A 22,574-nucleotide genomic window follows, 5' to 3' on the forward strand; every position below is an offset into this window, starting at 1 on the left:
CCATCATGGACGGCATGACGGGGATTTTCCGGGGTTCCGGGGGCGACGGTCAGGGTTCAAGGGACCGGCATGTGGTCGCCGGGCCGGGGGCGATCGCGGCCGGTGGTGACATCGGCAGCGCGGTCACGCAGCACATCGAGAACGCGGTCGTGCTGCCGCCGGACGCGTACCGGCCGGTCACGGAGGTGGTGGCGCCGGAGCGGCTGTGCAATGTGCCACGGGCCGGGTTGTTCGTCGGACGTGAGGGTGTGCTCGCCGCCCTGGACACCGCGTTCGCCTCGCCCGGCGATGTCGTGATCCATGCCGTGCACGGTCTCGGGGGCATCGGGAAGTCGGCGCTCGCCGCGCGCTGGGCCGGGCACCGGTGCACCACCCGTAACCCCCGGTGGTGGATCACCGCCGACAGCGAGTCGGCCGTCGACTCCGGGCTCGCCGCCCTCACCCTCGCCCTTCAGCCCGCCCTCACCGGACTGCCCGAATCCCTCCTGGTCGAACGGGCGCTCCAGTGGCTCACCGCCCACGACGACTGGCTGATCGTCCTGGACGACGTGGACCGGCCCGAGCACATCCGGCGGCTGCTCGACCGGACGACGGGTACGGGACGCTTCCTGATCACGACCCGCCGCGCCACCGGTTGGCACGGCACCGCGACGCCGCTGCGCCTGGATGTCCTGGAACGGGCCGAGGCCGTGGACTTGTTCGTACGGATCGCTACGCACGGGCCACCCGGGACCGCGCCCTCGGACACGGCCGAAGTGGACGCGCTGTGTGCCGAGTTGGGGTTCTTACCGCTCGCCGTGGAACAGGCCGCCGCCTTCTGCGCCGAGACGGGGACCGGGCCCCGGGAGTACCGGGAGATGCTGGCGGAGGCGCCGGGTGAGGTGTGGGCCGACACCACCGAGGGCGGTGACGCGGACCGGACGGTCGCGCGGGTGTGGCGTATCACCCTGGACCGGCTGCCCGAGGGCTCCCGCTTCCTGCTGCGCGTGCTGGCCTGGTTCGCACCCGAGGCGATCCCCCGTTCACTGTTCGAGGTGCTGGTACCGGCACGGGAACTCGCCAAGGGTTTCGGCCCGTTGATCGCGTACAACATGGTGACCGACGGCGGGGACGGGACGCTGAGCGTCCATCGTCTGGTCCAGGCCCTCGCCCGTACGCCGGACCCGGACGACCCGCACCGCCGGCCTGACGACATCGACTCGGCGCGCTTCACCGCCACGAGCCTGCTGCTCCGGGCCTACCCCACCACGGTCGACGCGCCCGGGGCATGGCCCCTGCGCCGTGCGCTGACGGCTCACGTGGACGCGCTGACGAGACACGGCTCACCCGACGGCGACCAGGAAGTGATGGCGGAACTCCTCTACCACTCCGGGTCGTTCCTCAGCCAGCAGGGGGCGCTCAAGGAGTCCTTGCGCCACCTTCACCGCGCGTACGACTACTGCGTACGGGCCATGGGCGCGGACCATCTCCACACCCTGACCGTCCGCAGGAGCCTCGCCCACACCCACGAGGACGCCGGACAGTTGGGCCACGCGATCCGGCTCCACGAAGACCTCGTCAAGGACTACGAACGCGTCCGGGGCACGGACCACGCCCGGGTCCTGTCCGTCCGCATGGGTCTCGCGGTCGCCTGTCTCAGGGCCGGCGAGCTGGATCGGGCGACGACTCTGCTCGACGCCGTCGTCAGCGACTGCACCCGCCTCCTGGGCGAGGACGACCCTCTCACCCTGGTCGCCCGGATGAACCGCGCGAGCGCGTACGGGGCGGCCAGCGATCTGGACCGGGCCATCCCCGCGTACGAGCGCATCGCCGCGGACTGCGCGCGCGTGCTGGGCGAGGGCCACATCAACACCCTGGGCGCGCGGAACAACCTCGCCAACTCCTACGTGGACGCTGAACGGTTCGACCAGGCCGTTCGGCTCTACGAAGATCTCGTGCGGGACAGCCAGGAGGTCTGGGCCGAGGATCATCCTTCGGCCCTGATCACGCGCAACAACCTCGCCGCCGCCTGTCAGTCGGCCGGTGACGTGGACCGCGCCGTCACCCTGTTCGAGGACATCCTCAAGGACCGGCGCCGCATCCTGAGCGAGGGCCACCCGGACCTCCTGGCCAGTCGCGGCAATCTCGCCATGGCCTACCAGGCGGCCGGTGATCCGGACCTGGCCGTGGACCTGTTGGAGGGTCTGGTGGATGACTACGTACGTTTCCTTGGCGAGGACCACCCCCATACCCTGACCGCGCGGAGCAATCTCGCGACCGCCTGTCAGTCGACGGACGATCCGCGCCGGGCGATACCCCTCTTCGAGAGCGTCCTGAAGGACCGCACACGCGTCCTGAGCAAAGACCACCCCGACCTTCTGGCCAGCCGCAACAACCTCGCCGGTGCCTACGAGATGTCCGGCGACCTGAACCGGGCCGTCCCCCTCTTCGAGAGCGCCGAGGCCGAGTGCGTACGGGTGCTGGGCGAGGACCACCCGATGACGCGGACCGTGCGGTCGAATCTGCGCAACGCGCGCGAACGAAGGCCTTAAGTCCGGGCGTGTTCACGGGCGCTGGGGGTGTGGCGGCCGACGATCGCCGGGGCCTCCTGGACGAGGGTGTCGTCGGTGAGGGCCTCGACCATGAACAGGGCGAAGTCGACCCGGCGGGTCAGGTCGCTGGCCAGGACCGGGTCGCCCACGTGCCGGCTCCATACGGGCAGCCCCTGACTCTCGCCCTCCTCCAGTGAGCTTCCGCGCACCACGGTCCACCGAGTGTCGCTGGCGAACACTCTTCGGCACGCCTCCACCTGGTCGTCGATCTCGGCGAAGCGGACGAGTCTGCCGACCACGGTGGCGATCCGGAGGAGGGTGGTGAACAGCCACGAGTACCGGTCCTTGCCGTCACGCGTGATGTGCCAGCCGCAGGAGAACACCAGACGGGCGCCCGGCCGCGCGTGATCAAGTACCGCCTGTGCCGTACCGGACGAGTACTGCCGTACCCCCCACGGCACCAGCACCGTCAGCACCCCGTCGCACCCCTCCACCGCCCGCCGGATCACCTCCGGGTCGTCCGTGGGTCCGGGGACGACGGTCATCCGGCCGTCGAACCCGGCCAGTTTCGGCACGCTGCGCTCGCGGCACACGCCGACCACCTCGTAGCCGCGTTCCAGGCACTGCCGGACCATGTACTGCCCGAGCTTCCCGGAAGCTCCGACGACGCAGACCTTCTTCATACGACCCGTGTCGCGATCCGTGTCCCGACCCGTTCCCATGGCACACCCCTCTCACCTCCGGCCTGTCGGCCTTATGCTGTAAGGCAAGCTAGCCTTATGGCGTAAGGTCGTCAACAGCGGCAAGAACGAACAGGTACGAGAGGGAGCGGCGGATGCCCGGGAGGCCCAAGGGGCGGCGGGGAGCGGCGGAGCGTACGCCGCTGAGTCGTGAGCGTGTGATCTCCACGGCGGTGGCCGTCGCGGACCAGAAGGGCTCGGCCTCGCTCAGCATGCGGGCCATCGCCGAACCGCTGGGCGTCGAGGCGATGTCGCTGTACCACCATGTCGCGGGCAAGGAGGACGTCCTCGACGGCATGGTGGACGCGGTGTTCGGGGAGATCGAGCTGCCGCCGCGCGACGTGGACTGGAGGCGCGCCATGCGCCACCGGGCGGACTCCGCCCGCGCCGCGCTCCGGCGCCATCCGTGGGCAGTCGCCCTGATGGACTCCCGCACCCGGCCCGGCCCGGCGACCCTGCGCCACCACGACGCCGTCCTCGGGGCGTTCCGCGCCGCCGGGTTCTCCGTGGTGATGGCCGCGCACGCCGTCTCGCTGATCGACGCCTATCTGTACGGCTTCGTGATCCAGGAGTTGAGCCTGCCGTTCAACGGCTCGGCGGAGGTGGAGGAGGTCGCGGACGCCATCCTGCGGGAGATGCCCGCCGACACCTACCCCCACCTCACCGAACTCGCCACCGCACACGTCCTCAAGCCGGGCTACGACTACGGCGACGAGTTCGCCTTCGGCCTCGGCCTCATCCTCGACGCCCTACATCCGGACGAGGCCGTGAGCGCCTAGGACCGGAAGGCGGCCCGGACCTGGCGGGCCTGGTTGTCCGCTCCGTGGGCGTTGGGGTGCACGAACGTGCAGGCCTCACCGTTGCCGGGGATCGCCTCGCAGAGACCGGCCGGCGGATCCGTCTGGTCGCCCTCCCCGGTGAGATCGTCCTTGACCCCGTACATCCACTTCTGCTCCGCGCCCGAGCAGAGCCCGTGGTCGACGCTGGGCCCGTAGGTGTCGACGTAGGTCGCGCCGCCGGCCTCGGCGTGCTCGGCGATCAGGGAGTTGAGCTGCCGCTCCAGGCCGTCCAGCCAGGGCATGTCTCCCTTGGCGGTGGTCCCGAGCTGGCGCCAGGTGCCCCACGTACAGCCGCTGTTGGTCGGGACGATGGCCGGGTAACCGACCACCGCGACCTTGGCGTTCGGCGCCCGGTGCCGGATCTCGGTCATCATCTGACCGAACTCGTCGTCGAGTTGGGCGAACTTCCCGGCCAGCCAGTCGCGGCCCTCACCGGTGGTGTAGTGGTTCGTGCAGGGGGTGCCGAAGCCGAGCGTGGCCAGACCGCGCTCAAGGCACTGGGTGACGATCTCCCCGAAGCCGAGGCTGTTTCCGCCGATGCCGACGCTGACGTAGTCGGTGCCGCGGTTGAGGCTCTCGATCTGCGCGGGCCGCTCGGGCCAGCCGCCCGCCGGCGGTACCGACGGCGGGCCGAGGATCTTCGAGGACGGCTGCGGTCCCAGGACGCCGTCCTGCACCTCGGCGGCGCCACACGTGACGTCGTCGAGCCTCAGCCCCAGCTCCTCGGCGACCTGGTGCGGATAGTTCCGGTACGAACGACCGCACCCGTCACCGGGGTTCCACGGCCGGACGAACACGTTGGCGCTGTACGAGTCGCCGAGGGCGACATAGCTGGGCGGTTCGGCGGCGGCGGTCGCCGATGCCGGGGTGAACACCGACAGTGCGGCGGTGAGTGCGGTGGCTGCGGCGAGGGAGGCGCGGAGGGTGGCGGTCATTCGGGATCCGGACATGCGATCGCCCCTTCGGGTACGTGCCGGGGCATATCCCAGCGGCACGGTAGCCAAATGTAAGCAAGTGGCGACTGTAAGTAAGGGTCTTCGCGCGGGGATCACTCCCACGAATGACGCCCCCCGGAATACACCAATCCGCTTCCCGGAAGCGTGCATTCGTGTACAACACCCGCACACCTATGTACTGTTAACCATGTTCACAGCATGAGACCAGACCAACAACGGTTAACAAGTGGGGGGTTCAGGTGTCCCATCACCTGCGCACAGCCAGCCGTACCGCTCGAACCAGCCGTACCACCCGTACCCGGCGCACCGTCACCACCACCGCCGCCATCGCCGTCGCCCTCGCCACCGGGCCCATCGCCCTGCTCCCGGCCACCGCTCACGCGGCCGGCACCGCCGACGCCGCCGAGGTCGCCATACCCGCGCCCGACGCGTACGGCGACGGGACCGAGAAGGTTCTGTCGACCGGCCCCCAGGGCGTGTTGCACTACGAGGGCGGCGACTACCTCTGGACCACGACGTACAACCGCACCACCAAGGCCGTCCGGGAGCTGGACGGCGTACCGCAGGACGCGATCGTGCGGGGCCACGACGATTACAACCGCGTCAGCTACACCAAGCCGCGCGCGGACGGCGGCACGGACCTCGTACGCATCGGCGTCGAGGATCCCCGCAACAGCGGCACGATGACCGTCCCCGCCGGCTACCTCAACCTCCGGATCTCGGCCGGCTGGGTGCTGGCCACCGTCGACCAGGGCGACGGCACCTACCAGTTGCGTGTTGCGCGTGGCGGGGCCCCGGCGAACGACCCCGTGGTGCAGCTCCCCGCCGGCGCCACCACCGGCGCCGAGCCCGTGCTGCTCGGCTCCTGGTACAACCAGCTCGTGATCGGCTACCGGACCGCCGACGGCACCCCGGGCTACGGCATCCTCACCGGGTTCAACGGCAAGGTCGTCCCGCTGCCCGTGACCGGGGACGCGAGCAACTTCCGCAGCACGCAGAACCACATCAGTTGGTTCACCCGCGAAGGGCAGCCGGGCGTGCGCGTCATGCAGCGCGACAGCACGGCCGCCCCGCGCATCGTGCCGCTCGACACCCGGTCCCCCGACAGCAAGGTCACCACCTTCGTCGTCGGCGACAACGTGCTCTGGTACGAGGGCGACAGCGGCCCGCTGCACCTCACCCCCTTCGGCGGGGCCGACAAGGAGCGGACGCTGCTGACCGAAGTCGAGCAGACGTTCCTGCGCGCCGAGGGCGGGGGTTCGCTGATCGCACTCGGCAAGGACGCCGACGGCAAGCGCGCCGTGCACTCGTTCAGCATCGACGGACTGAACCTCGTCAGCGACCTGCGGGTGCGGGAGGTCCCCGGGGGCAAGACGGCGGACGGCAAGATCCAGGCGCTGAGCCTCGACCGGGGACTGCTGCGCTACGTCAACTCCCTGGAAGGAAAGGAGACTTCACACGGTGTCGACCTCGGCACCGGGCTCGACCCGGTCAAGGGCGAAGCGCTTCCCGACTTCCCGGGCGCGGCGGCGGGCCGCTTCGCCGACGGCACCGACGAGGGCTTCGCCCGGCTGGTCCCCGACCCGGACACCGGCACCGACACCCTGGTGACCGGCGACGACCCGGAGCACCCGGTGGACAGCTTCCCGCTGCCGGGCACCGACGGCCGGATCCTCGACACGGCACCGGAGTTCGTGCTGTACGAGGCGGCCGGACGGCAGTACGTCGTGGACACCGCCCGCGACCTCGTCGTCCGCGAACAGCCGGCGCAGGCCGCCGTACTGGAGCAGAAGTGGCTGGTCAAGGCGGCGCCGAACAAGCCGGGCACGGTGAAGGAGTTCAACGTACGCAACGGCAAGCTGACCCGGACCATCGCGCTCGGCACCGCCTGCGTCCCGGACGAACTCCAGCGCAGCGGCTCCCTGTTGTACTGGAGTTGCGCGGCACAGGACGCGGCGGGAGTAAGCGACCTGGCGACCGGGCGCACCTACCCCGCCCCGGCGTCCGGCGCCCTCCTGGGCGACCGTTTCCTGGCCCACCGCGACGCGTCCGGCGATCTGCGCCTGACCTCGCTCAAACCCGAGGGCGGCACGGCCGACCTGGGCACCGTCACCGGCCTGAAGCAGCCCGCGCACGGCGACGGACGCGGCACCACCTGGACCCTTGACGCGGGCGCCGGAAAGCTCGCGTGGGTCGACACGGACGACACCGTCCACGTCACCGCGCCGCAGCAGGCGGTCTCCCCGCCGCGGATCGCCCGTACCGCCGCACCCGGCGCGCTGGCGCGGAGCGGCAGCGGTGAGTGGGCCGCGACCTGGTGGCTCTCCAAGCCGGCCGCGTCCTGGCGGGTGACGCTCACCCACAGCGCGACCGGCGAAGTGGTGCGCACCTGGACGGGCGAGGGCGCCCGCAGCGCGGTACGGGTCGCCTGGGACGGCACGTCCGACGCGGGCACCCCGGTGGCGGCCGGCGCCTACACCTGGAAGGTGGCCGCCACGCCGGCGGACGGCACGGGCGCGAAGGCGAAGGCCACCGGCACCGTGCAGGTCACCGAGTGACCGTGACCACCGCATAGGAACAGGCCCCTTCCCCGAGGCCGACCCCCGGGGAAGGGGCCTTCAGGTCAACGCCCGTCCGCCGTGCGCGTGGTGAGGTCTTCGTCGGTGATCGGGCGCAGTACGCGGCAGGGTGTTCCGACCGCGACCGTCATGGGAGGAATGTCGCGGCTGACGACACTCCCGGCGCCGATCACCGACCCGTAGCCGATACGGACGCCCGGCAGGACGACCACATTGCTGCCGATCCAGACCTTGTCCTCGATCACGATCGGCTCCGAGAACCGCCCGAAGTCCTCGCGCCGCGCCGGATGCACCGGGTGTCCGGTCGTGGTGAGGGTCACGCTCGGCGCGATCAGGACGCCGTCGCCGATCCGGATGTCCACGTCGTCGACGAAGGTGAGGTTCACGTTCCCGAAGAAGTCGTCCCCGATATGGACGTTGCTGCCGAACCCGGCGTGGAACGGCGGCAGCAGCACCGTACGCTCCCCCACGGCCCCGAAGATCTCGACAAGCAGCGTCCGCCGCCGTTCCGTATCGCCCGGCGGTGTGTGGTTGTACGCGAAGATCTGCTCGGTACGCCGCCGGGAATCCTGAAAGGCAGCCTCCGACTCGGTGTAGACAAGCCCCTTGGCGATCCGGGCCAGGACTTCCTCCTGCCCATGACCGTGACGGCCTCGGTCGGCTTGATGAGCTTGATGAGCTTCCTGACCTTGACGACCCTGCGACACGGCAACCCCCTCAGACAATGGCCTGTTTCACGAGGGCGGTGATCGCACGCTCGCCACGGGCGCTCAGCTCCCCCGTCACTGCGTAGGACGTGGCCCACAGGCCGCTGTCGTCGTCGAGGTTCGCCTGGGGCGTGAAGCCGAAGGTCGAGTAACGCTCCTTGTCGACGTGCCCGCTGCGGAAGAAGCACACCACCTTCCCCTTCCTGGCGTACGCCGGCTGTCCATACCACAGCTTCGGCGACAGCTCCGGGGCGTGGGCGGCGATGATGGCGTGGATACGTTCGGCCACCGCGCGGTCCGGTGCCTCCATCTCCGCGATCTTCGCCAGTACGTCCAACTCCTCGGCGGCTGCCTTGCCGGCCCGGCCCCGGCCCGCCTCCTTCTTCAGCTCGGCGGCGCGCTCCTTGATGGCGGCGCGTTCCTTCTCGGAGAAGCCGTCCGTGTTCGCGCTCATCCCTCTCACCCTCCTGGTCGTACCTGGTCGACACCCGACGCTAGCCGGGCCGCGCGGCCGGGGCTTCTCGATTCGTGACCGATGCCCGCCGGGCGCGCCGTGCGACCATGGCGCACATGGACCTGGACCGTGCGCAGGCGCAGCGACTGCGCGACATCGCCGCGATCCGCCGTGTCCGCGACCGGATCGACCGCGAGTACGCCAAGCCGCTGAACGTCGAGGTGCTGGCGCGCGGGGCGCACATGTCGGTCGGCCATCTGAGCCGCGAGTTCCGCCGTGTCTACGGCGAGTCTCCGTACGCGTATCTGATGACGCGGCGCATCGAGCGGGCGATGACGCTGCTGCGGCGCGGCGACCTCAGCGTCACGGAGGTGTGCTTCGCGGTGGGCTCGTCCTCGCTGGGCACGTTCAGTACGCGGTTCACGGAGTTGGTGGGGGTGCCGCCGAGCGTGTACCGCCGCGACCACTCCCAGGCCGGGGCGGGGATTCCGCCGTGTCTGGCCAAGCAGGTGACGAGACCGGTCAGGAATCAAGAAGCCCGTTCCCGGTAGCTCTGCCTACGGTGATGCACATGGACATCACCATTCACTACGCCTTCCTCCCGCACACCGACCCGGACGCCGCGCTGGGCTTCTACCGCGACATCCTGGGCTTCGAGGTCCGCAAGGACGTCGGCTACGAGGACATGCGCTGGATCACCGTCGGACCGGTCGGCCGCCCCGACACCTCCCTCGTGCTGCACCCGCCGGCCACCGATCCGGGCATCACGGACGACGAGCGCCGCACCGTCCTGGAACTCATCACCAAGGGCGTCTACACCGGCATCACCCTGGCGACCGACGACCTCGACGGGCTCTTCGACCGCCTCCAGGCGGCGGGGGCCGATGTCGTCCAGGAACCCATCGACCAGGACTACGGGGTCCGTGACTGCGCGTTCCGCGACCCCGCCGGGAACCTGATCCGTGTCAACCAGCTCACCTGAGTGGAGTCATCCCATGGCGCTCTCCCTCGACATCGTCACGATCGGCGTACCGCAGGTGGAAGCCGCCCGCGCCTTCTACACGTCGCTCTTCTCCACGTCCGCCGTCGCCATCACGGCCGCCGAGGACGGCCACGCCGTCACCACCCGTCTGGACCTGCACGGCACCGGACAGCTCGCCCTCCACCGGATGGACGCACTCGCCGCCGACGCCGGTACGGACCCGGCGGCCTCGGACCCGGCAGCCTCGGGCTTCCGCGGCTACGTCCTGTCGTCCATCGTCGGCGGGCCCGCCGAGGTCAGGGCCCTCCTCGACGCCGCCACCGCGCACGGCGCGACGGTCGTCAAACCGGCGAAGAAGCAGCTCTTCGGCGAGTTCAGCGCCGTGTGCCGGGCGCCGGACGGGACCGTCTGGAAGCTGGCCGCCGCCGCCAAGAAGGACACGGATCCCGTCCCCGACCCGCCGAGGCCGACCGAGACGGCCGTCTTCCTGGGCGTCGCCCGGCCGAAGGCGTCCAAGATGTTCTACGAGGCCCTGGGCATGACGGCCGACCGCGACTACGGCGACAAGTTCGTCGACTTCACCCTCACCGACGGCGTCTGCCGACTGGGCCTGCTGCCCCGCAAGGCCCTCGCCAAGGACGCGGGCGTGGACGAACGGGGCGACGGATTCTCGGCCCTGGCCCTCACCCACACCGCCGCGTCCCGCACCGACGTCGACGCCCTGCTCGCGGCGGCGGACGAGGCCGGCGCCGAGACCACCGCCGCGACGACGCGGACCGGCGCGGGTGCCTACGAGGGCCACTTCACCGACCCCGACGGCTACCGGTGGAACATCACGACACCGGCGTAACCGCGATGGGTGGCCTCAGCCGAGGGTCGTCGCCACGACGGAGGCTGCCTCGGCGACCAGGGCGTCCAGCGGTCCCGCCGCCTCGTCGGGCTGCGTCGAGAGGACCGACAGGACGATCGGGGAGCGGCCGGGAGGCCATGCGATGCCCGCGTCGTTCGTGGTGCCGTGGCGTCCGGTACCGGTCTTGTCGCCGACGGTCCAGTCCTGCGGGACACCCGCGCGGATCCGCTTGTCGCCCGTGGTGTTGCCGAGCAGCCAGCCGTTCATGAGCCTGCGGTGGGCAGGGTCCAGGGCGCGGCCGAGTGCGAGCCGCGCGTACGTCGTGCCGAGGGCGCTCGGGCTGCTCGTGTCCGTGGTCCGCCCCGGCTCGGCCGAGTTCAGCTCGGGCTCGTACCGGTCGAGCCGGGTCACGGTGTCGCCGAGGGACCGGCAGAAACGCGTGACGGCGGTCGGCCCGCCCAGCTCCCCGAGGAGCAGGTTCATCGCGGTGTTGTCGCTGTACGAGATGGCCGCCCCGCACAGGTCCGAGACGGTCATGCCCTGGGCCAGGTTCTCGGGGAGCCCGGTGATCGGCGCGTATCCGGACCGGTCGACGTCCGCCTGCCCGTACCGGATGACCTTCGACAGATACGTACCGTCACGGTCGAGGTCGCGCAGCACGGCGCCGACGGCGGGCGTCTTGGACGTCGAGCACATCGGGAACAGCTCGTCGGCCCGGTACGCGACCCGGCTGCCGCTGCCGGTGTCGTAACCGAACACCCCGAGCCGGGCGTTGAATCGCCGCTCCAGCGCGCGGAGTTGCCGTGCCGCGTCGTCCGTGCGGGGGGCGGCGGCGTACGCGGTGCTCGTGGCGCTCGCGGTCAGGGGAAACGTGACCGCGAGGGCGGCCCCGATCCCCCCGGCCAGCGCCGCGCGCCGGGAAAAGGCGGCGCGCGGGCCGGACTTCGGGGTGGTCAAGGTGTTCGCGTTCGGGTGGTTCATGGGGGGTGTCTGGTCGTCGTTCATGTGTGCAAAGAGATCAGGAGCGCGGCTCCGGTTCCAAGGCGCCCCGGCGTGGGGTCACTCCACGCGGCCCTCGGCGACACCGGCGTCCGTGTCGTCGTCGGGCAGGTGGACGTCGTTGACGGTGACGTTGACCTCGACGACCTCCAGGCCCGTGATGCGTTCCACCGCCGCGATGACGTTCTCGCGTACGTCACGGGCCACGTCCTTGATGGGCACCCCGTACTCCACGACCAGATCCAGATCGAGGGCCGTCTGCCGCTCGCCCACCTCGACCTTGACGCCCCGTCCGACGTTCGGCCGCCCGCCCGGCACCCGGTCGCGGACCGCGCCGAGAGTGCGGGACAGGCCGCCGCCCATCGCGTGCACACCGGGGATCTCGCGCGCGGCGAGTCCGGCGATCTTGACGACGACGGCATCGGCGATGGACGTCTTGCCCCGGTCGGCGGCCGGCTCGCTCACGCCGACCGCGCCACCGCTGAGGGTCGTGGAACCCGCCGTGGTGGAGCGGTCCTTGACGGTCGAAGGGGCCTGCGGCTCTGCCTGCGTGGTCATCCCGGCATCTCCTCGCTTCGCGTGCTGCTTCTGACACCGTCTAGGACACCGTTGCGGGGGCCCTGTTACGCGGATTCCCGGATTCCCCGAAAAAATCCGCGCAAGCAAGCACCAGGGCCCCCGACCGACTCCGGGCTCGCCCGCGCCTCCGTCAGCTCTTCGGCATCAGGACCGTGTCGACGATGTACACATTGGCGTTGGCCGTCTTCACATCACCGCAGACCACCTTCGACGCACCGTTGACCTCGTACGCCTCGCCCGAACCGCTCGTCGTCAGCTTGCTCTTCTCCAGCGTGTCGTACGAGCCGCTCTCCAGGTCCTTCGGCGCCAGCTTCTGGCCGACGACGTGGTACGTGAGGACCTTCGTGAGCATCGCCTTGTCGGCCAGGACCTTGTCCAGGTCGGCCTTGGGGATCTTCGCGAAGGCGTCGTTCGTCGGCGCGAACACCGTGATGTCCTGGGCGTTGTTGAGGGTGTCGACCAGACCGGCCTTCTTGACCGCCGTCACGAGCGTGGACAGGGCCGGGTTGTTCGACGCGGCGGTGGCCACCGGGTCCTTCGCCATCCCGTCGAAGGAGCCGGCGCCGTCGGCGGGCACGGAGGCGCAGGCCGGACCGAACGGCTGGTCCATCCCGGCGGCCGGGTCGGACGCCGTCCCGGTCGCGGTCGCCTTGTCGGAACCGGCCGACGCGCTGCTGTCCTTGTCACCGCCGTCGTCCGAACAGGCGGTCAGCGCGAGCGGAAGCAGCACGGCGGAGACGACGGCTACGGCGAGGCGACGGGTACGGGTGTTCATGGGGGTCTCCTGTCGATGAAGGGTACGTATTGACACAAAAGCCATATGAATAGGCGTAGTTGGGGAAGGGGTTGGGTTGGTTTGGGTCGGCGAACGGCCTTCAGTCGACGGTGACCACCACCGAATGCCAGCCACTGGCGCCGTCCGGCACGGTGCCGGTCCGCCGCTCCGTCTGCACCGCGCCCGTGCGGTCCGTGGCCCGGACCGTGAGCGTGTGGCCGCCCTTCGCCGCCGTCCACGGATAGGACCACTGGCGCCAGGTGTCCCGGGTGTCCTCGGCGGCGAGGTCGGCGGGGAGCCAGGGGCCGTCGTCCACGCGTACCTCGACCTTGTCGATGCCCCGGTGCTGCGCCCACGCCACGCCCGCGACCATGACGGCGCCGGCGCGCGGCCGGGCGAAGGGCTTGGGGGTGTCGATACGGGACTGCGTCTTGATCGGTGCCCGCCGCGCCCAGTCCCGTTTGACCCAGTAGGCGTCGTACGCGTCGAAGGTCGTCAGCTCGATGTCCCGGATCCACTTGCACGCGGAGACGTATCCGTAGAGCCCGGGGACCAGCATCCTTACGGGGAAGCCGTGGGCGAAGGGGAGCGGGTCGCCGTTCATGCCGAGCGCGAGCATCGCGTCCCGGCCGTCCATGACGTCCTCGACGGGGCTGCCGATCGTCATCCCGTCGACCGAACGGGCCACGAGCTGATCGGCGGGCCCGCCCTTCGACGGTGGCCGCACCCCGGCCTCGGTCAGCAGCTCCGCGAGGCGTACGCCGATCCAGCGGGCGTTTCCGGCGTACGGGCCGCCGACCTCGTTGGACACACAGGTGAGGGTGATGTCCCGTTCGATGAGGTCGCGGCGGAGCAGGTCGTCGTAGGTGAGCGTGAGCGGGCGGGTCACGCCCTGCCCGTGGAGGCGCAGCCGCCAGGTCGTGGCGTCGACCTTGGGTACGACGAGCGCGGTGTCGACGCGGTAGAAGTCGCCGTTCGGGGTGCGGAACGGGCTGATTCCGGGGATACGGAGCGCCGCCCCCTTCGGTACGGGGGGCGCCGCCGACCTCGGTGCGGGCAGCACGACTTGGGCGCGGGACGCGACGGCGTCCTTGCCGCGCGCGCCGTTCAGGGACCGGCCGAGGGCTCCGGCGCCGGCGGAGGCGAGGGCGGCGGCGGTCGCGGTGACGACGAATCCCCGGCGGTCCCAGTCGGGCGCCGAACCCTCAACGGGTTGCGGTGGTCGCAGCCGCCCCGCCAGTACGTACAGAAGGAGGCTGCCGGTGACGGCGCCGAGTACGGACGGCAGCGCGTCGGTGAGGCTCGTGGAGTCGGGCCGTCCGGTCGCCGCGACCGCTCCGACGATGCCGAACACCAGCACTCCGGCGGCCCCGGTACGGCGGTGACGTGTCGCCAGTACGCCGAGTGCCAGGGCGAGCAGGGCGAGGGCGGCGAGAATGCCGAGTTGGAGGACGAGCTTGTCGTCGGTGCCGAAGTTCCGGATCGCCCAGTCCTTGACCGGGGCGGGTGTCCGGTCGATCGCGGCGCCGCCCACCGCGACGACCGGTCCGGCCTCGGGGCGTACGGCGGCGGAGACCAACTCCGCGACGGCGAGGGCGGCGAGACCGGCGAGCAGCCCACCGAGCCCACCGAGCGCATATCGCGCGGGCGGCGTTCGCGGAGCGTTCTCTCCTGTCGTCACACGGGGAATTCGGCGCCCGGCGTGCGGCGGATTGGTCACTCAACCGATCGAATGAAACCCCGCGAACCGACCAATCCGGGGCCGCTCCGGCAACGAATGCAACCCCCTTCGGGCTTGGCGCTCAGCCTTGGCGATAGCGCTCGGCGAGCGCGTGGAACGCCACCTTCGGCTCCCAGCTCAGATCGGGACGTACCTTGACCACGCCATAACTCGCCCGGTCGAGGTCGTCGCGGGGAGCGGCGCGGTGTGGCAGGTCGTAGCGGGCGAAGGTGTTCACGAACGCGGTGTCGACCCCCTCGGACTCGAAGACGTCCAGCAACTCACCTATGTATGCGGCCTGTTCGTCCTCGTCCCGGATGTAGTCGCCGTCGAGCCGGACCGCCCTGCCGTCCGCACCCCACTCGATGATCAGGTCCCCCCGGCCGCCCTTGTCGCCCGCCCCGCGATGGGTGGTGCACCCGAACTCGGTGACCGCGAAGGGCTTCCCCTGCGCGACGAGGGCACGGACGCCGTCCCGGAAGTGCGCGGCGACCTCGGCCGACCGGTAGCCGGCATCCGTCGCGACGATGTCGAAGGGCGTCCAGTCGACTCCCTCGAACGGCAGCGACGCGTAGCCGACCCGGCCGCCGAACCGCTCGCGGACCGTGGCGACGGCGCGGCCGAGGAAGTCGTTGACACGGGCGGGCAGTTCGGGCAGCGCGGCGCGCAACCGGTCCGGGGTGAAGAGCAGTCCGATGCGCTCGTCGAGAGTGTCCCCTGGCAGGAACCCGACAGTGAACAGGCTGAGTTCGGAGCCGGTGAGGAACACCACCTCCGCGCCGCGCCGCCGCAGCCGCTCGGCGCGCCCGGCACAGTCAGCGAGCAGGGCGAGCAGCGCGTCCGTGGTCAGCCCGCACGGGAACGGCGAGAACCAGACCTCAAGCCCCGCATCGGCGGCCCGCTCCGCCGCGATCTCCAGATGGTCCGGATCGCCCCCGGTGACGCGCACAGCGGTGCAGTGGAGTTCGTCGCGGATCACCCGCATATCGCGCCGGACGGCCTCGGGATCGAACGGTTCGCGTGTGCTGACCCCGGCCGGGTTGATGAACCCGGTGTCATAGGTGATGCCCTTGCCCCGCATGACCCGCCTCCTGAATAGGGTACGGACAGTACCTTATATTGCGCCGGCCAACAGCAGGCCGGGGCAGCGGTGAGTACGCCGAGTACGCTGCGTACCCCTATGGACGCGAAGAATCGGGATGCGAAGAAGGCCGTCGGCCGAACGGCCTCCGCGCAGGTGCGCAGGCGCGGGGCCGTGCTGGAGCGCGCGATCCTGCGCGCCGCCGCCGATGTGCTGAGCGAGTCCGGGTACGCCGGTCTCACCATGGAGAAGGTCGCCCTCCGGGCGGGCACCAACAAGAACGCCCTCTACCGCCGTTGGCCGCACCGCGCGGCGCTCGGCATCGCCGCGTACCGCGAACTGGTCACCGCCGACGTGCGGTTGCCCGACACCGGCGAGCTGCGCGGCGATGTGCTGGAGCTGCTGCGCGGCGCCAATCGCCACTGGTCGTCACCTCACGGCGAGATCCTGCGCGGCCTGCTGGCCGGCGTCGCCGACGATCCGGAGCTGCTGGCCCAACTGCGTGAGGGCGCCGGTGACGGCGGCTCGGCGATGTGGCTGACGGTCCTGGGCCGGGCCGTGGCCCGTGGCGAGGCGCCGCCGGAGGCCCTGCACCCCCGGGTCGCCACCACGGCCGTCGTCCTCCTGCGCAACGAGTTCGTCACCCGTGGCACCCCGACGGCCCCCGACGACGTCCTGATCGACATCGTGGACGAGGTGTACCTCCCCCTGATCCGAGGCCGCACCCCGACCCCCGACTGACACACACGCACCGGCCGACCGCCCCCTACTCCCCGTTTCCCGCCCGGCTCGCCAGTCGCTCGTAACGCTGCCGGGCCGCCTGCGGTGTGCCCAGGCCCAGGCCGAAGGCGATCTCCTGCCAGGTCATGCCTCGTCCTCGCGCCATCTGGAGGAGCCCGGCCTCCAACTCGTCCATCTCGCCGCGCATCAGCGGTACGAGGCTCAGGGCTGCGGTGATGTCGGGCTGGTCCACGTCCGGTTCACCGTCGGCGGGCAGTGCGGCGCCGCTGAGCAGGAACGACACGAGCCGCACTGCCTCGTGCGGGCCGAGAACCGCCGGGTGGATCTGGCGGTGGCGCTGCTCGTCGGTGGCCGCGTGGCGTTCGGCGATGCGGAACAGGGACGCGTACACCCGCTGCACACGCGCCTGTTCGGGGTGCGGGGGCGTGAAGGGGTCGCTCTGATCAGGGGTCGCAGACATGGGTCCAGGATGCGGTGACACACAGTTCGATGTCAACAGATTGGTTTGAACAACTTGTTCATGGCTCGTAGCCCGACAGCAGCGTCACCTGGGGTACGCCCGTGCGCGGGTGCTCCCTGACGTCCGCCTCCACCCGGTACACCTCCGCCAGCAGCTCCGGCGTCAGGACCTCCCCCGGCGTACCCGTCGTCACCACCCGGCCCCCGTCCAGCACGCACAGCCGGTCGCAGAACGTCGCCGCGAGGTTCAGGTCGTGCAGGGCGACGACGGCTGTGGTGCCGAGGTGGCGGACGAGGCGGAGCGTGTCCAACTGGTGGCGCAGGTCAAGGTGGTTGGTGGGCTCGTCGAGGACCATGGTCCCGGCCTGCTGGGCGAGCGCGCGGGCGATCAGTACGCGTTGTTTCTCGCCGCCCGACAGCCGGTCGAAGGGCGCGTCCGCCAGGTGGGCGGTGCCGAGTTCAGTGAGCGCGGCCGTGACGATGGCGCGGTCGTCGGAACCGTCACCCTCGAAGGGGCGTTTGTGCGGGGTGCGGCCCATGGCGACGACCTCGTGGACGGTGAGATCGAAGTCGCCCGCGTGGTCCTGAGGTACGGCCGCGAGCCGCCGGGCCAGTCGCTTCCCTGGCATCCGCCAGACGTCGTCGCCGTCCACGAGCACCCGGCCCGACGTGGGCCGCAGCGCGCGGTACACGGTCCGCAGGAGGGTGGATTTCCCGGCGCCGTTCGGGCCGACCAGGCCGACCACCTCACCGGGCACCACCGTCAGGGACACGTCACGCACCAGAGACCGGCCGTCGATCACGACCGACACGGCGTCGATGTCCAGGGCGCCGGGTCCGGGTTCCAGTGTGTCCGTCACACCGACCTCCGTTGCATCAGCCAGAGGAAGAACGGGCCGCCCACCAGCGCCGTGAGGATGCCCACGGGAATCTCCTCGGGCCGCATCAGCGTGCGCGCGGCGAGATCCGCGGCGATCAGGAAGGCCGCGCCGAGCAGCGCGGCGGCCGGCAGCGCGCGGCGGTGGTCGGCGCCGACGAGGAGGCGTACGACGTGCGGCATGATCAGGCCGACGAAACCGATCTGGCCGCTGACCGCGACGATCGTGCCGATCATCAGCGCGACCAGCGTGAACATCGCGGCCCGGAAGCGGTGGACGTCCAGGCCGAGCGCCGTGGCCGCCTCCTCCCCCGCGAGCAGCAGATTCAGCGGGCGGCAGACACCGAGCAGTACGGCCGTGCCGATCAGGACCGCGCCCGCCGGAATCCACACCATGGTCCACGTGGTGCCCGCGAGACCGCCGAGCATCCACCGCAGCGCCGACTGCGTCTTGTGCGGATCGCTGGACGTGACGACGAGGAAACTCGCCACCGCCGACAGCACCTCGGCCGTCGCCACACCCGCGAGAACGAGCCGTACGGTCGTCATCCGGCCGCCGGACCGGGCGAGGAAGTACACCGCGATCAGGGCCGCCAGCGCACCGATGAAGGCGGCGATCGGCAGCGAGAAGACGCCGAACAGCGTCAGGTTGAAGACCAGCACGAGGACCGCGCCGACGCTCGCACCCGAGGACACGCCGAGCAGCATCGGATCGGCGAGCGGATTGCGGACCAGTGCCTGCAACGCCATCCCGGCCACCGAAAGCCCGGCACCCACCACCGCGCACAGCAGGACGCGGGGCAGCCGGACGTCCATGACGATGGTCTCGCGCGCCGCCGGCCAGGTCTGTTCGACCAGATCCGGATGGAGTTGATGGAGCAGGATGCCCCACACGTCCCCCGCCGGAATGCCGATCGAACCGGCCGCGACACCGAAGGTCGCCGCGATGAGGACGAGGGCGCCGAGACCGGTCAGCACCAGGGGGTAGGGGGCCCGACGGCGGCGGTACCCCCCGCTCACCGGAAGCGGTCCGGGTGGAGCTGCCGGGCCAGCGACTCCACGGCGGCGGGTACCCGTACGCCCAGCACGGTGGACGACAAGGGCAGTACCGCGAACCGCTTGTTCTTGATCGCGGGCACGTCCCGCAGCGCCGGGTTGGAGAGCAGGAACTTCTTCTTCTGCTCGACGGTCTGGTCCCCGTAGTCGTAGATGAGGACGGTGTCGGGCGCCCGGTCGGCGACCTGTTCGAACGACACGTCGCCGAAGGTCTTGTCGAGGTCGGCGAAGATGTTCGCGCCGCCCGCTCGCTCGATCATCGTGTTGCCGATGCCCGTACCACCGGCGGTGAACGCGGTCTTGTCGCCGCTGTCGTAGACGAAGAGCTTGACCGGGTCGACGCCGTCGAGGCGCCTGTCGACTCCGTCCAGCGTGGCGTGCAGGCTCTTGACCTGCTTCTCGGCCCGCTCCGGTACGCCGAACACCTTGGCCACGTCCCGGATCTCCCGGTCGACCATGGCCATCGTCACCGGCCCGGACGCACACGCCTCGATGTTCAGCCGGGTGTTGATCCCGGCACCGGTGAAGGTGTCCCGGCCGCGCCCCTCCTTCTCGTCGAAGGTGGACCCGAAACCGCCGTACACGAAGTCGGGTTCGGCGGCGAGCAGCGCCTCGTAGGAGGGGTACTCCTTGGACAGGACCTTGATCTTGTCGTACGCGGATGCGTACTCGGGGAGGATCTTGTCGTCCAGATAGCCCGTGCCGGCCATCGACTTCTCCAGGCCGAGGGCGAGCATCACCTCGGTCGCGTGCTGGTTCAGCGACACCGCGCGCTGGGGCGGTCGCTCGTACGTCGTCCTCACACCGCAGTTGGAGACGGTGACCGGGAAGCCCTTGGCGGCCGGGCCCGCCGTGCCGCCGCCGGAACTCTCCCCACCGCTTCCGCCGCAGCCGGATATGAGGAGCGCCGAGGCCACCAGGAGCACGGGCAGACGCCTGGGCAGGCGCTTGGGAAGGGAATGCGAGCGTATGCCCGCCTTCAAAAAGCCCCGGGCCGATCTGTCGTCAGGCTGCCGCACAGGCATGCCGAACCACCCTCCTCCAGGGAGATCCGCCCTGGTTTCGTCGAGGTGGCGACCGCGTGAGTCTCCTGGCTCTCGGGTCGAGGCTCACCCCGGCCTTCCCGCCCGTTTCCGGGCAGTGGCCTAGTGCTGGGGTTCGCTCGCCGATCACAGTGGCGGGACCGCGCCGGATTCACACCGGCTTCCTCGTCCGCCGTCGCCTTGTCGCCGAGCATCATCGCACCCGGGCGCAAGGGCCCGTCATCCGGCCGTCATTCCGGTTGGCACGTCGGCCCGGCACGTCGGCCCGGCACGTCGGCCCGGCAGGTCAGCCCGGCATGTCAGGCCGTCCCGTACGCCCTTGATCGACCACACTGCGGCAGATGACCGATACATCCGGGGGCCGAGGCGGGGCCGGGTCCGAGGGGCGGAGTGCGACGGCGGGACCGCCCGGACCTTCCGCGCGCCTCGCGGAGCTGGACGAGGAACAGCAAGGCGTACTGCGCCAGGTGGGCCGGGAGTGGGGCGAGGTGACCGCGCCGCCCGAGACCTGGCGCCGCGCCCTGCCCGTCGACCCCGATCTCGGCAGCTTCCCGCCGCCCGCGCAGCTCCGGCCCGCCCGCTTCGGGCGCCTGGTGCCGCTCACGCCCCTGGGGACGGGTACGCCGGGGCAGCAACTCGACGAGGAGGAGCCGGAGGAGGCGCCCGCCGGGCGGATGGGGCGCGCCGGGGCCTGGACCCGGCGGCTGCTCCTCGGTACGCCGCTGAAGAGTTCCGCCCTGGTGTCCGAGCGGATGCGCAAGCTGGTGGCGCTGCCCGTGCTGTCGGCCGACGCGCTGTCGTCGGTCGCGTACGGTCCCGAGGCGATGCTCGCGGTCCTCGTGCTCGCGGGGACGGCGGGCCTCGCGTACTCCTTCCCGATCTCCGCCGCGATCGTCTTCCTGATGCTGGCGGTCGGCCTGTCGTACCGGCAGACGATCCGCGCGTACCCGCACGGCGGTGGCTCGTACATCGTGGCCGGTGACAATCTGGGCCCTGTGGCAGGGCTGGTGGCCGCCGCCGGGCTGATGACCGACTACGTCCTCACCGTCGCCGTGTCGATCGCCTCGGGCGTCGCGGCGATCACCTCGGCGATTCCCTCGCTGGCCCCGGACACCGTGCCCATCGGCGTCGGCGTGATCGTGCTGCTGCTCGCGGGCAATCTGCGGGGCATCCGGCAGGCGGGCGCGCTGTTCGCCGCGCCGACCTACCTGTTCATCATCGCCATGTTCGCGCTGATCACCGCCGGGCTCGCCGACTCGGCGGGGCGCGACTTCCACCCGCAGCCGACCCCGGCGGTCACGGTCACCGAGGGCGCGACCCTCTTCCTCGTCATGCGGGCCTTCTCGTCGGGCGCGACGGCGATGACCGGTATCGAGGCGATCTCCAACGCGGTACCGGCGTTCAAGCCCGTCGAGTGGCGGCAGGCCCGGACCACGCTGACCTGGATGGTGGGGCTGCTCATCACGATGTTCGCGGGGATCATCGTGGTGATCCACCTCGCGGGTGTGGTGCCCAGCAGCAAGGAGACGATCCTCTCCCAACTGGCGCACCTCAGCTTCGGGTCCGGCTGGATGTACGTGTTCGTGCAGGCCACCACCGCCGCCGTCCTGCTGCTCGCCGCGAACACCGCGTACAACGACTTCCCCCGCGTGCTGTCCCTGCTCGCGCGCGACGACTACGCGCCCCGCACCTTCATGCGCCTCGGCGACCGCCTCGCCTACAGCAACGGCATCATCGTCCTGTCGCTGGCCGCCGCCCTGGTCTACCTGGCGTTCGACGGACAGACGGGCGCCCTGATCCCGCTGTACGCGGTCGGTGTCTTCCTCGCCTTCACGCTCTCGCAGGCCGGGATGGTCGTGCACTGGTGGCGGCTGCGGGACCGGCACTGGCGCAAGAGCATGTGCTTCAACGCCGTCGGGGGTCTGCTGTCGGCCGTCGTCTTCCTCACGGCGGGCATCAGCAAGTTCACCGAGGGCGCGTGGGTGGCGATCGTCGCCGTAGGCCTGTTCCTGCTGGTGACGCTGCGCATCCGGCGCCATTACGCGACGGTGCGTGAGGCGTTGCGGCTGCGCCCGCACACGGTGGAGCTGCCGGCGCCGGGCGGGGTGTGCGGGCCGGCCGAGCCCCTGGTGGAACGGTACGGCCGGGCGCCGGAGCCGGAAGGCGACCGGGAGGGCGAGGAGTTGCCCGAGGAGATCCGGCATCTGTCGATCGTCGCCCTCGCCAGCATCGACCTCGCGAGCATGCGCGCCCTGGCCTACGCGGCCTCACTCCGGCAGCCCGTACTCGCCCTCCACATCAGCCTCACCCCCGAGGAGGCCGAACGGGTCGTCGCGTACTGGCAGTTGTGGGGCGACCACCTCCCGCTGGAGATCGTCGTCTCCCCCTACCGCGCGACCGTCGCCCCGCTCGTCCACTACATCGAGGCCCTGCACCGCGCGCACCCCGACCTCACGCTCACGGTGATCCTCCCGGAGATCGTCACCCGCCACCGCCGCCACCAGCTCCTCCACAGCCGCACGGCCACCCGCCTCCGCCGCGCCCTGCGCCCGCTCCCGAAGATCGTGGTCACGACGGTGCCGTTCCACGTCCCGTAGGGATTCACC

21 protein-coding genes and 1 riboswitch are annotated in these 22,574 nt (G+C 70.9%); of the genes, 8 read left to right on the top strand and 13 right to left on the bottom strand.

Annotation, left to right across the window (positions count from 1 at the left end; all coding sequences use genetic code 11):
* Positions 1–14 precede the first annotated feature (14 nt).
* A complete protein-coding gene (locus ACIQNU_RS22100; protein ID WP_401368895.1) occupies positions 15–2,531 on the top strand; it encodes a tetratricopeptide repeat protein in 2,517 nt (838 codons plus the stop codon).
* Here ACIQNU_RS22100 and ACIQNU_RS22105 read toward each other — a convergent pair.
* Positions 2,528–3,214 carry an NAD(P)-dependent oxidoreductase gene (locus tag ACIQNU_RS22105; protein WP_401368897.1) on the bottom strand — a complete coding sequence of 229 codons (687 nt, stop codon included), beginning with the start codon at positions 3,212–3,214 and terminating at the stop codon, positions 2,528–2,530. The two genes, ACIQNU_RS22100 and ACIQNU_RS22105, sit on opposite strands and share 4 nt — an antisense overlap.
* A gap of 152 nt (positions 3,215–3,366) precedes the next feature.
* Here ACIQNU_RS22105 and ACIQNU_RS22110 point away from each other — a divergent pair, with 152 nt between their 5' ends.
* Positions 3,367–4,050: a TetR/AcrR family transcriptional regulator gene (locus tag ACIQNU_RS22110; RefSeq protein WP_401368899.1), complete on the top strand. Its 684-nt coding sequence runs from the start codon at positions 3,367–3,369 to the stop codon at positions 4,048–4,050.
* Here the strand turns inward: ACIQNU_RS22110 and ACIQNU_RS22115 are convergent.
* Positions 4,047–5,060, bottom strand: coding sequence for an SGNH/GDSL hydrolase family protein (locus ACIQNU_RS22115; protein WP_401368901.1), 1,014 nt, complete (start codon positions 5,058–5,060; stop codon positions 4,047–4,049). The two genes, ACIQNU_RS22110 and ACIQNU_RS22115, sit on opposite strands and share 4 nt — an antisense overlap.
* 245 nt (positions 5,061–5,305) lie before the next feature.
* On the opposite strand from ACIQNU_RS22115, the gene ACIQNU_RS22120 reads away from it, so the two are divergent.
* Positions 5,306–7,624, top strand: a complete 2,319-nt coding sequence (locus ACIQNU_RS22120) for a FlgD immunoglobulin-like domain containing protein (RefSeq protein ID WP_401368904.1) — start codon at positions 5,306–5,308, stop codon at positions 7,622–7,624.
* A 65-nt stretch (positions 7,625–7,689) separates the two neighbouring features.
* On the opposite strand, the gene ACIQNU_RS22125 is transcribed toward ACIQNU_RS22120, so the two are convergent.
* Together ACIQNU_RS22125 and ACIQNU_RS22130 are read right to left on the bottom strand one after the other, a co-directional pair.
* Positions 7,690–8,268 (bottom strand): sugar O-acetyltransferase, encoded by a 579-nt coding sequence (locus tag ACIQNU_RS22125; RefSeq protein ID WP_401369038.1) that lies wholly within the window; start codon positions 8,266–8,268, stop codon positions 7,690–7,692.
* Between the two features lie 94 nt (positions 8,269–8,362).
* Positions 8,363–8,806, bottom strand: a complete 444-nt coding sequence (locus ACIQNU_RS22130) for a DUF1801 domain-containing protein (RefSeq protein ID WP_401368905.1) — start codon at positions 8,804–8,806, stop codon at positions 8,363–8,365.
* Between the two features lie 116 nt (positions 8,807–8,922).
* Between ACIQNU_RS22130 and ACIQNU_RS22135 the strand changes: the two genes are divergently transcribed.
* From ACIQNU_RS22135 to ACIQNU_RS22145, 3 genes are read left to right on the top strand one after another with little or no spacing between them, the layout of a single operon-like run.
* Positions 8,923–9,357, top strand: a complete 435-nt coding sequence (locus ACIQNU_RS22135; protein ID WP_401368908.1) for a helix-turn-helix transcriptional regulator — start codon at positions 8,923–8,925, stop codon at positions 9,355–9,357.
* 20 nt (positions 9,358–9,377) lie between these two features.
* Positions 9,378–9,788, top strand: coding sequence for a VOC family protein (locus tag ACIQNU_RS22140; RefSeq protein WP_401368910.1), 411 nt, complete (start codon positions 9,378–9,380; stop codon positions 9,786–9,788).
* Between the two features lie 13 nt (positions 9,789–9,801).
* Positions 9,802–10,638: a VOC family protein gene (locus ACIQNU_RS22145; protein ID WP_401368913.1), complete on the top strand. Its 837-nt coding sequence runs from the start codon at positions 9,802–9,804 to the stop codon at positions 10,636–10,638.
* 15 nt (positions 10,639–10,653) lie between these two features.
* Here the strand turns inward: ACIQNU_RS22145 and bla are convergent, their stop codons facing one another.
* From bla to ACIQNU_RS22170, 5 genes are all read right to left on the bottom strand, one after another.
* Complete coding sequence (bla, locus tag ACIQNU_RS22150) at positions 10,654–11,619, bottom strand: class A beta-lactamase (RefSeq protein ID WP_401369040.1); 966 nt, start codon at positions 11,617–11,619, stop codon at positions 10,654–10,656.
* A gap of 78 nt (positions 11,620–11,697) precedes the next feature.
* Positions 11,698–12,195, bottom strand: coding sequence for an Asp23/Gls24 family envelope stress response protein (locus ACIQNU_RS22155; RefSeq protein WP_401368915.1), 498 nt, complete (start codon positions 12,193–12,195; stop codon positions 11,698–11,700).
* 151 nt (positions 12,196–12,346) lie between these two features.
* The gene (locus ACIQNU_RS22160; RefSeq protein WP_401368916.1) at positions 12,347–12,991 is read right to left on the bottom strand and encodes a fasciclin domain-containing protein; all 645 of its coding nucleotides are present in this window, start codon (positions 12,989–12,991) and stop codon (positions 12,347–12,349) included.
* Positions 12,992–13,091: 100 nt separating this feature from the next.
* Positions 13,092–14,672: a molybdopterin-dependent oxidoreductase gene (locus ACIQNU_RS22165; RefSeq protein WP_401368919.1), complete on the bottom strand. Its 1,581-nt coding sequence runs from the start codon at positions 14,670–14,672 to the stop codon at positions 13,092–13,094.
* A gap of 121 nt (positions 14,673–14,793) precedes the next feature.
* A complete protein-coding gene (locus ACIQNU_RS22170) occupies positions 14,794–15,792 on the bottom strand; it encodes a hypothetical protein (RefSeq protein ID WP_401368921.1) in 999 nt (332 codons plus the stop codon).
* A gap of 99 nt (positions 15,793–15,891) precedes the next feature.
* Between ACIQNU_RS22170 and ACIQNU_RS22175 the strand changes: the two genes are divergently transcribed.
* Positions 15,892–16,533, top strand: coding sequence for a TetR/AcrR family transcriptional regulator (locus ACIQNU_RS22175; RefSeq protein WP_401368923.1), 642 nt, complete (start codon positions 15,892–15,894; stop codon positions 16,531–16,533).
* Between the two features lie 25 nt (positions 16,534–16,558).
* Here ACIQNU_RS22175 and ACIQNU_RS22180 read toward each other — a convergent pair whose 3' ends face one another.
* The 4 genes from ACIQNU_RS22180 to ACIQNU_RS22195 are packed head-to-tail and all read right to left on the bottom strand — an operon-like array spanning position 16,559 to position 19,869.
* The gene (locus ACIQNU_RS22180) at positions 16,559–16,993 is read right to left on the bottom strand and encodes a DNA-binding protein (protein ID WP_401368926.1); all 435 of its coding nucleotides are present in this window, start codon (positions 16,991–16,993) and stop codon (positions 16,559–16,561) included.
* 58 nt (positions 16,994–17,051) lie between these two features.
* Positions 17,052–17,852 (bottom strand): ABC transporter ATP-binding protein, encoded by an 801-nt coding sequence (locus ACIQNU_RS22185; RefSeq protein WP_401368929.1) that lies wholly within the window; start codon positions 17,850–17,852, stop codon positions 17,052–17,054.
* Complete coding sequence (locus ACIQNU_RS22190; RefSeq protein WP_401368931.1) at positions 17,849–18,889, bottom strand: FecCD family ABC transporter permease; 1,041 nt, start codon at positions 18,887–18,889, stop codon at positions 17,849–17,851. Before ACIQNU_RS22190 ends, ACIQNU_RS22185 begins: the two co-directional genes overlap by 4 nt.
* Positions 18,886–19,869, bottom strand: coding sequence for an ABC transporter substrate-binding protein (locus ACIQNU_RS22195; RefSeq protein ID WP_401369042.1), 984 nt, complete (start codon positions 19,867–19,869; stop codon positions 18,886–18,888). The genes ACIQNU_RS22190 and ACIQNU_RS22195 overlap by 4 nt, the downstream gene beginning before the upstream one ends.
* A 139-nt stretch (positions 19,870–20,008) precedes the next feature.
* A riboswitch (cobalamin riboswitch) is annotated at positions 20,009–20,137 on the bottom strand.
* A 172-nt stretch (positions 20,138–20,309) separates the two neighbouring features.
* Here ACIQNU_RS22195 and ACIQNU_RS22200 point away from each other — a divergent pair.
* The gene (locus ACIQNU_RS22200; RefSeq protein WP_401368934.1) at positions 20,310–22,565 is read left to right on the top strand and encodes an APC family permease; all 2,256 of its coding nucleotides are present in this window, start codon (positions 20,310–20,312) and stop codon (positions 22,563–22,565) included.
* Positions 22,566–22,574 lie beyond the last annotated feature (9 nt).

Origin of the sequence: Streptomyces sp. NPDC091292, from assembly GCF_044757265.1 — a bacterium.
GTDB lineage: Bacteria > Actinomycetota > Actinomycetes > Streptomycetales > Streptomycetaceae > Streptomyces.

What these genes read in the sequence shown, in the direction of transcription:
- ACIQNU_RS22100 (WP_401368895.1), top strand. Translation starts at nt 15, where the DNA reads ATGACGGGGATTTTCCGGGGTTCCGGGGGCGACGGTCAGGGTTCAAGG.
- ACIQNU_RS22105 (WP_401368897.1), bottom strand. Translation starts at nt 3,214, where the DNA reads ATGAAGAAGGTCTGCGTCGTCGGAGCTTCCGGGAAGCTCGGGCAGTAC.
- ACIQNU_RS22110 (WP_401368899.1), top strand. Translation starts at nt 3,367, where the DNA reads ATGCCCGGGAGGCCCAAGGGGCGGCGGGGAGCGGCGGAGCGTACGCCG.
- ACIQNU_RS22115 (WP_401368901.1), bottom strand. Translation starts at nt 5,060, where the DNA reads ATGTCCGGATCCCGAATGACCGCCACCCTCCGCGCCTCCCTCGCCGCA.
- ACIQNU_RS22130 (WP_401368905.1), bottom strand. Translation starts at nt 8,806, where the DNA reads ATGAGCGCGAACACGGACGGCTTCTCCGAGAAGGAACGCGCCGCCATC.
- ACIQNU_RS22135 (WP_401368908.1), top strand. Translation starts at nt 8,923, where the DNA reads ATGGACCTGGACCGTGCGCAGGCGCAGCGACTGCGCGACATCGCCGCG.
- ACIQNU_RS22140 (WP_401368910.1), top strand. Translation starts at nt 9,378, where the DNA reads ATGGACATCACCATTCACTACGCCTTCCTCCCGCACACCGACCCGGAC.
- ACIQNU_RS22145 (WP_401368913.1), top strand. Translation starts at nt 9,802, where the DNA reads ATGGCGCTCTCCCTCGACATCGTCACGATCGGCGTACCGCAGGTGGAA.
- bla (WP_401369040.1), bottom strand. Translation starts at nt 11,619, where the DNA reads ATGAACCACCCGAACGCGAACACCTTGACCACCCCGAAGTCCGGCCCG.
- ACIQNU_RS22155 (WP_401368915.1), bottom strand. Translation starts at nt 12,195, where the DNA reads ATGACCACGCAGGCAGAGCCGCAGGCCCCTTCGACCGTCAAGGACCGC.
- ACIQNU_RS22160 (WP_401368916.1), bottom strand. Translation starts at nt 12,991, where the DNA reads ATGAACACCCGTACCCGTCGCCTCGCCGTAGCCGTCGTCTCCGCCGTG.
- ACIQNU_RS22170 (WP_401368921.1), bottom strand. Translation starts at nt 15,792, where the DNA reads ATGCGGGGCAAGGGCATCACCTATGACACCGGGTTCATCAACCCGGCC.
- ACIQNU_RS22175 (WP_401368923.1), top strand. Translation starts at nt 15,892, where the DNA reads ATGGACGCGAAGAATCGGGATGCGAAGAAGGCCGTCGGCCGAACGGCC.
- ACIQNU_RS22180 (WP_401368926.1), bottom strand. Translation starts at nt 16,993, where the DNA reads ATGTCTGCGACCCCTGATCAGAGCGACCCCTTCACGCCCCCGCACCCC.
- ACIQNU_RS22200 (WP_401368934.1), top strand. Translation starts at nt 20,310, where the DNA reads ATGACCGATACATCCGGGGGCCGAGGCGGGGCCGGGTCCGAGGGGCGG.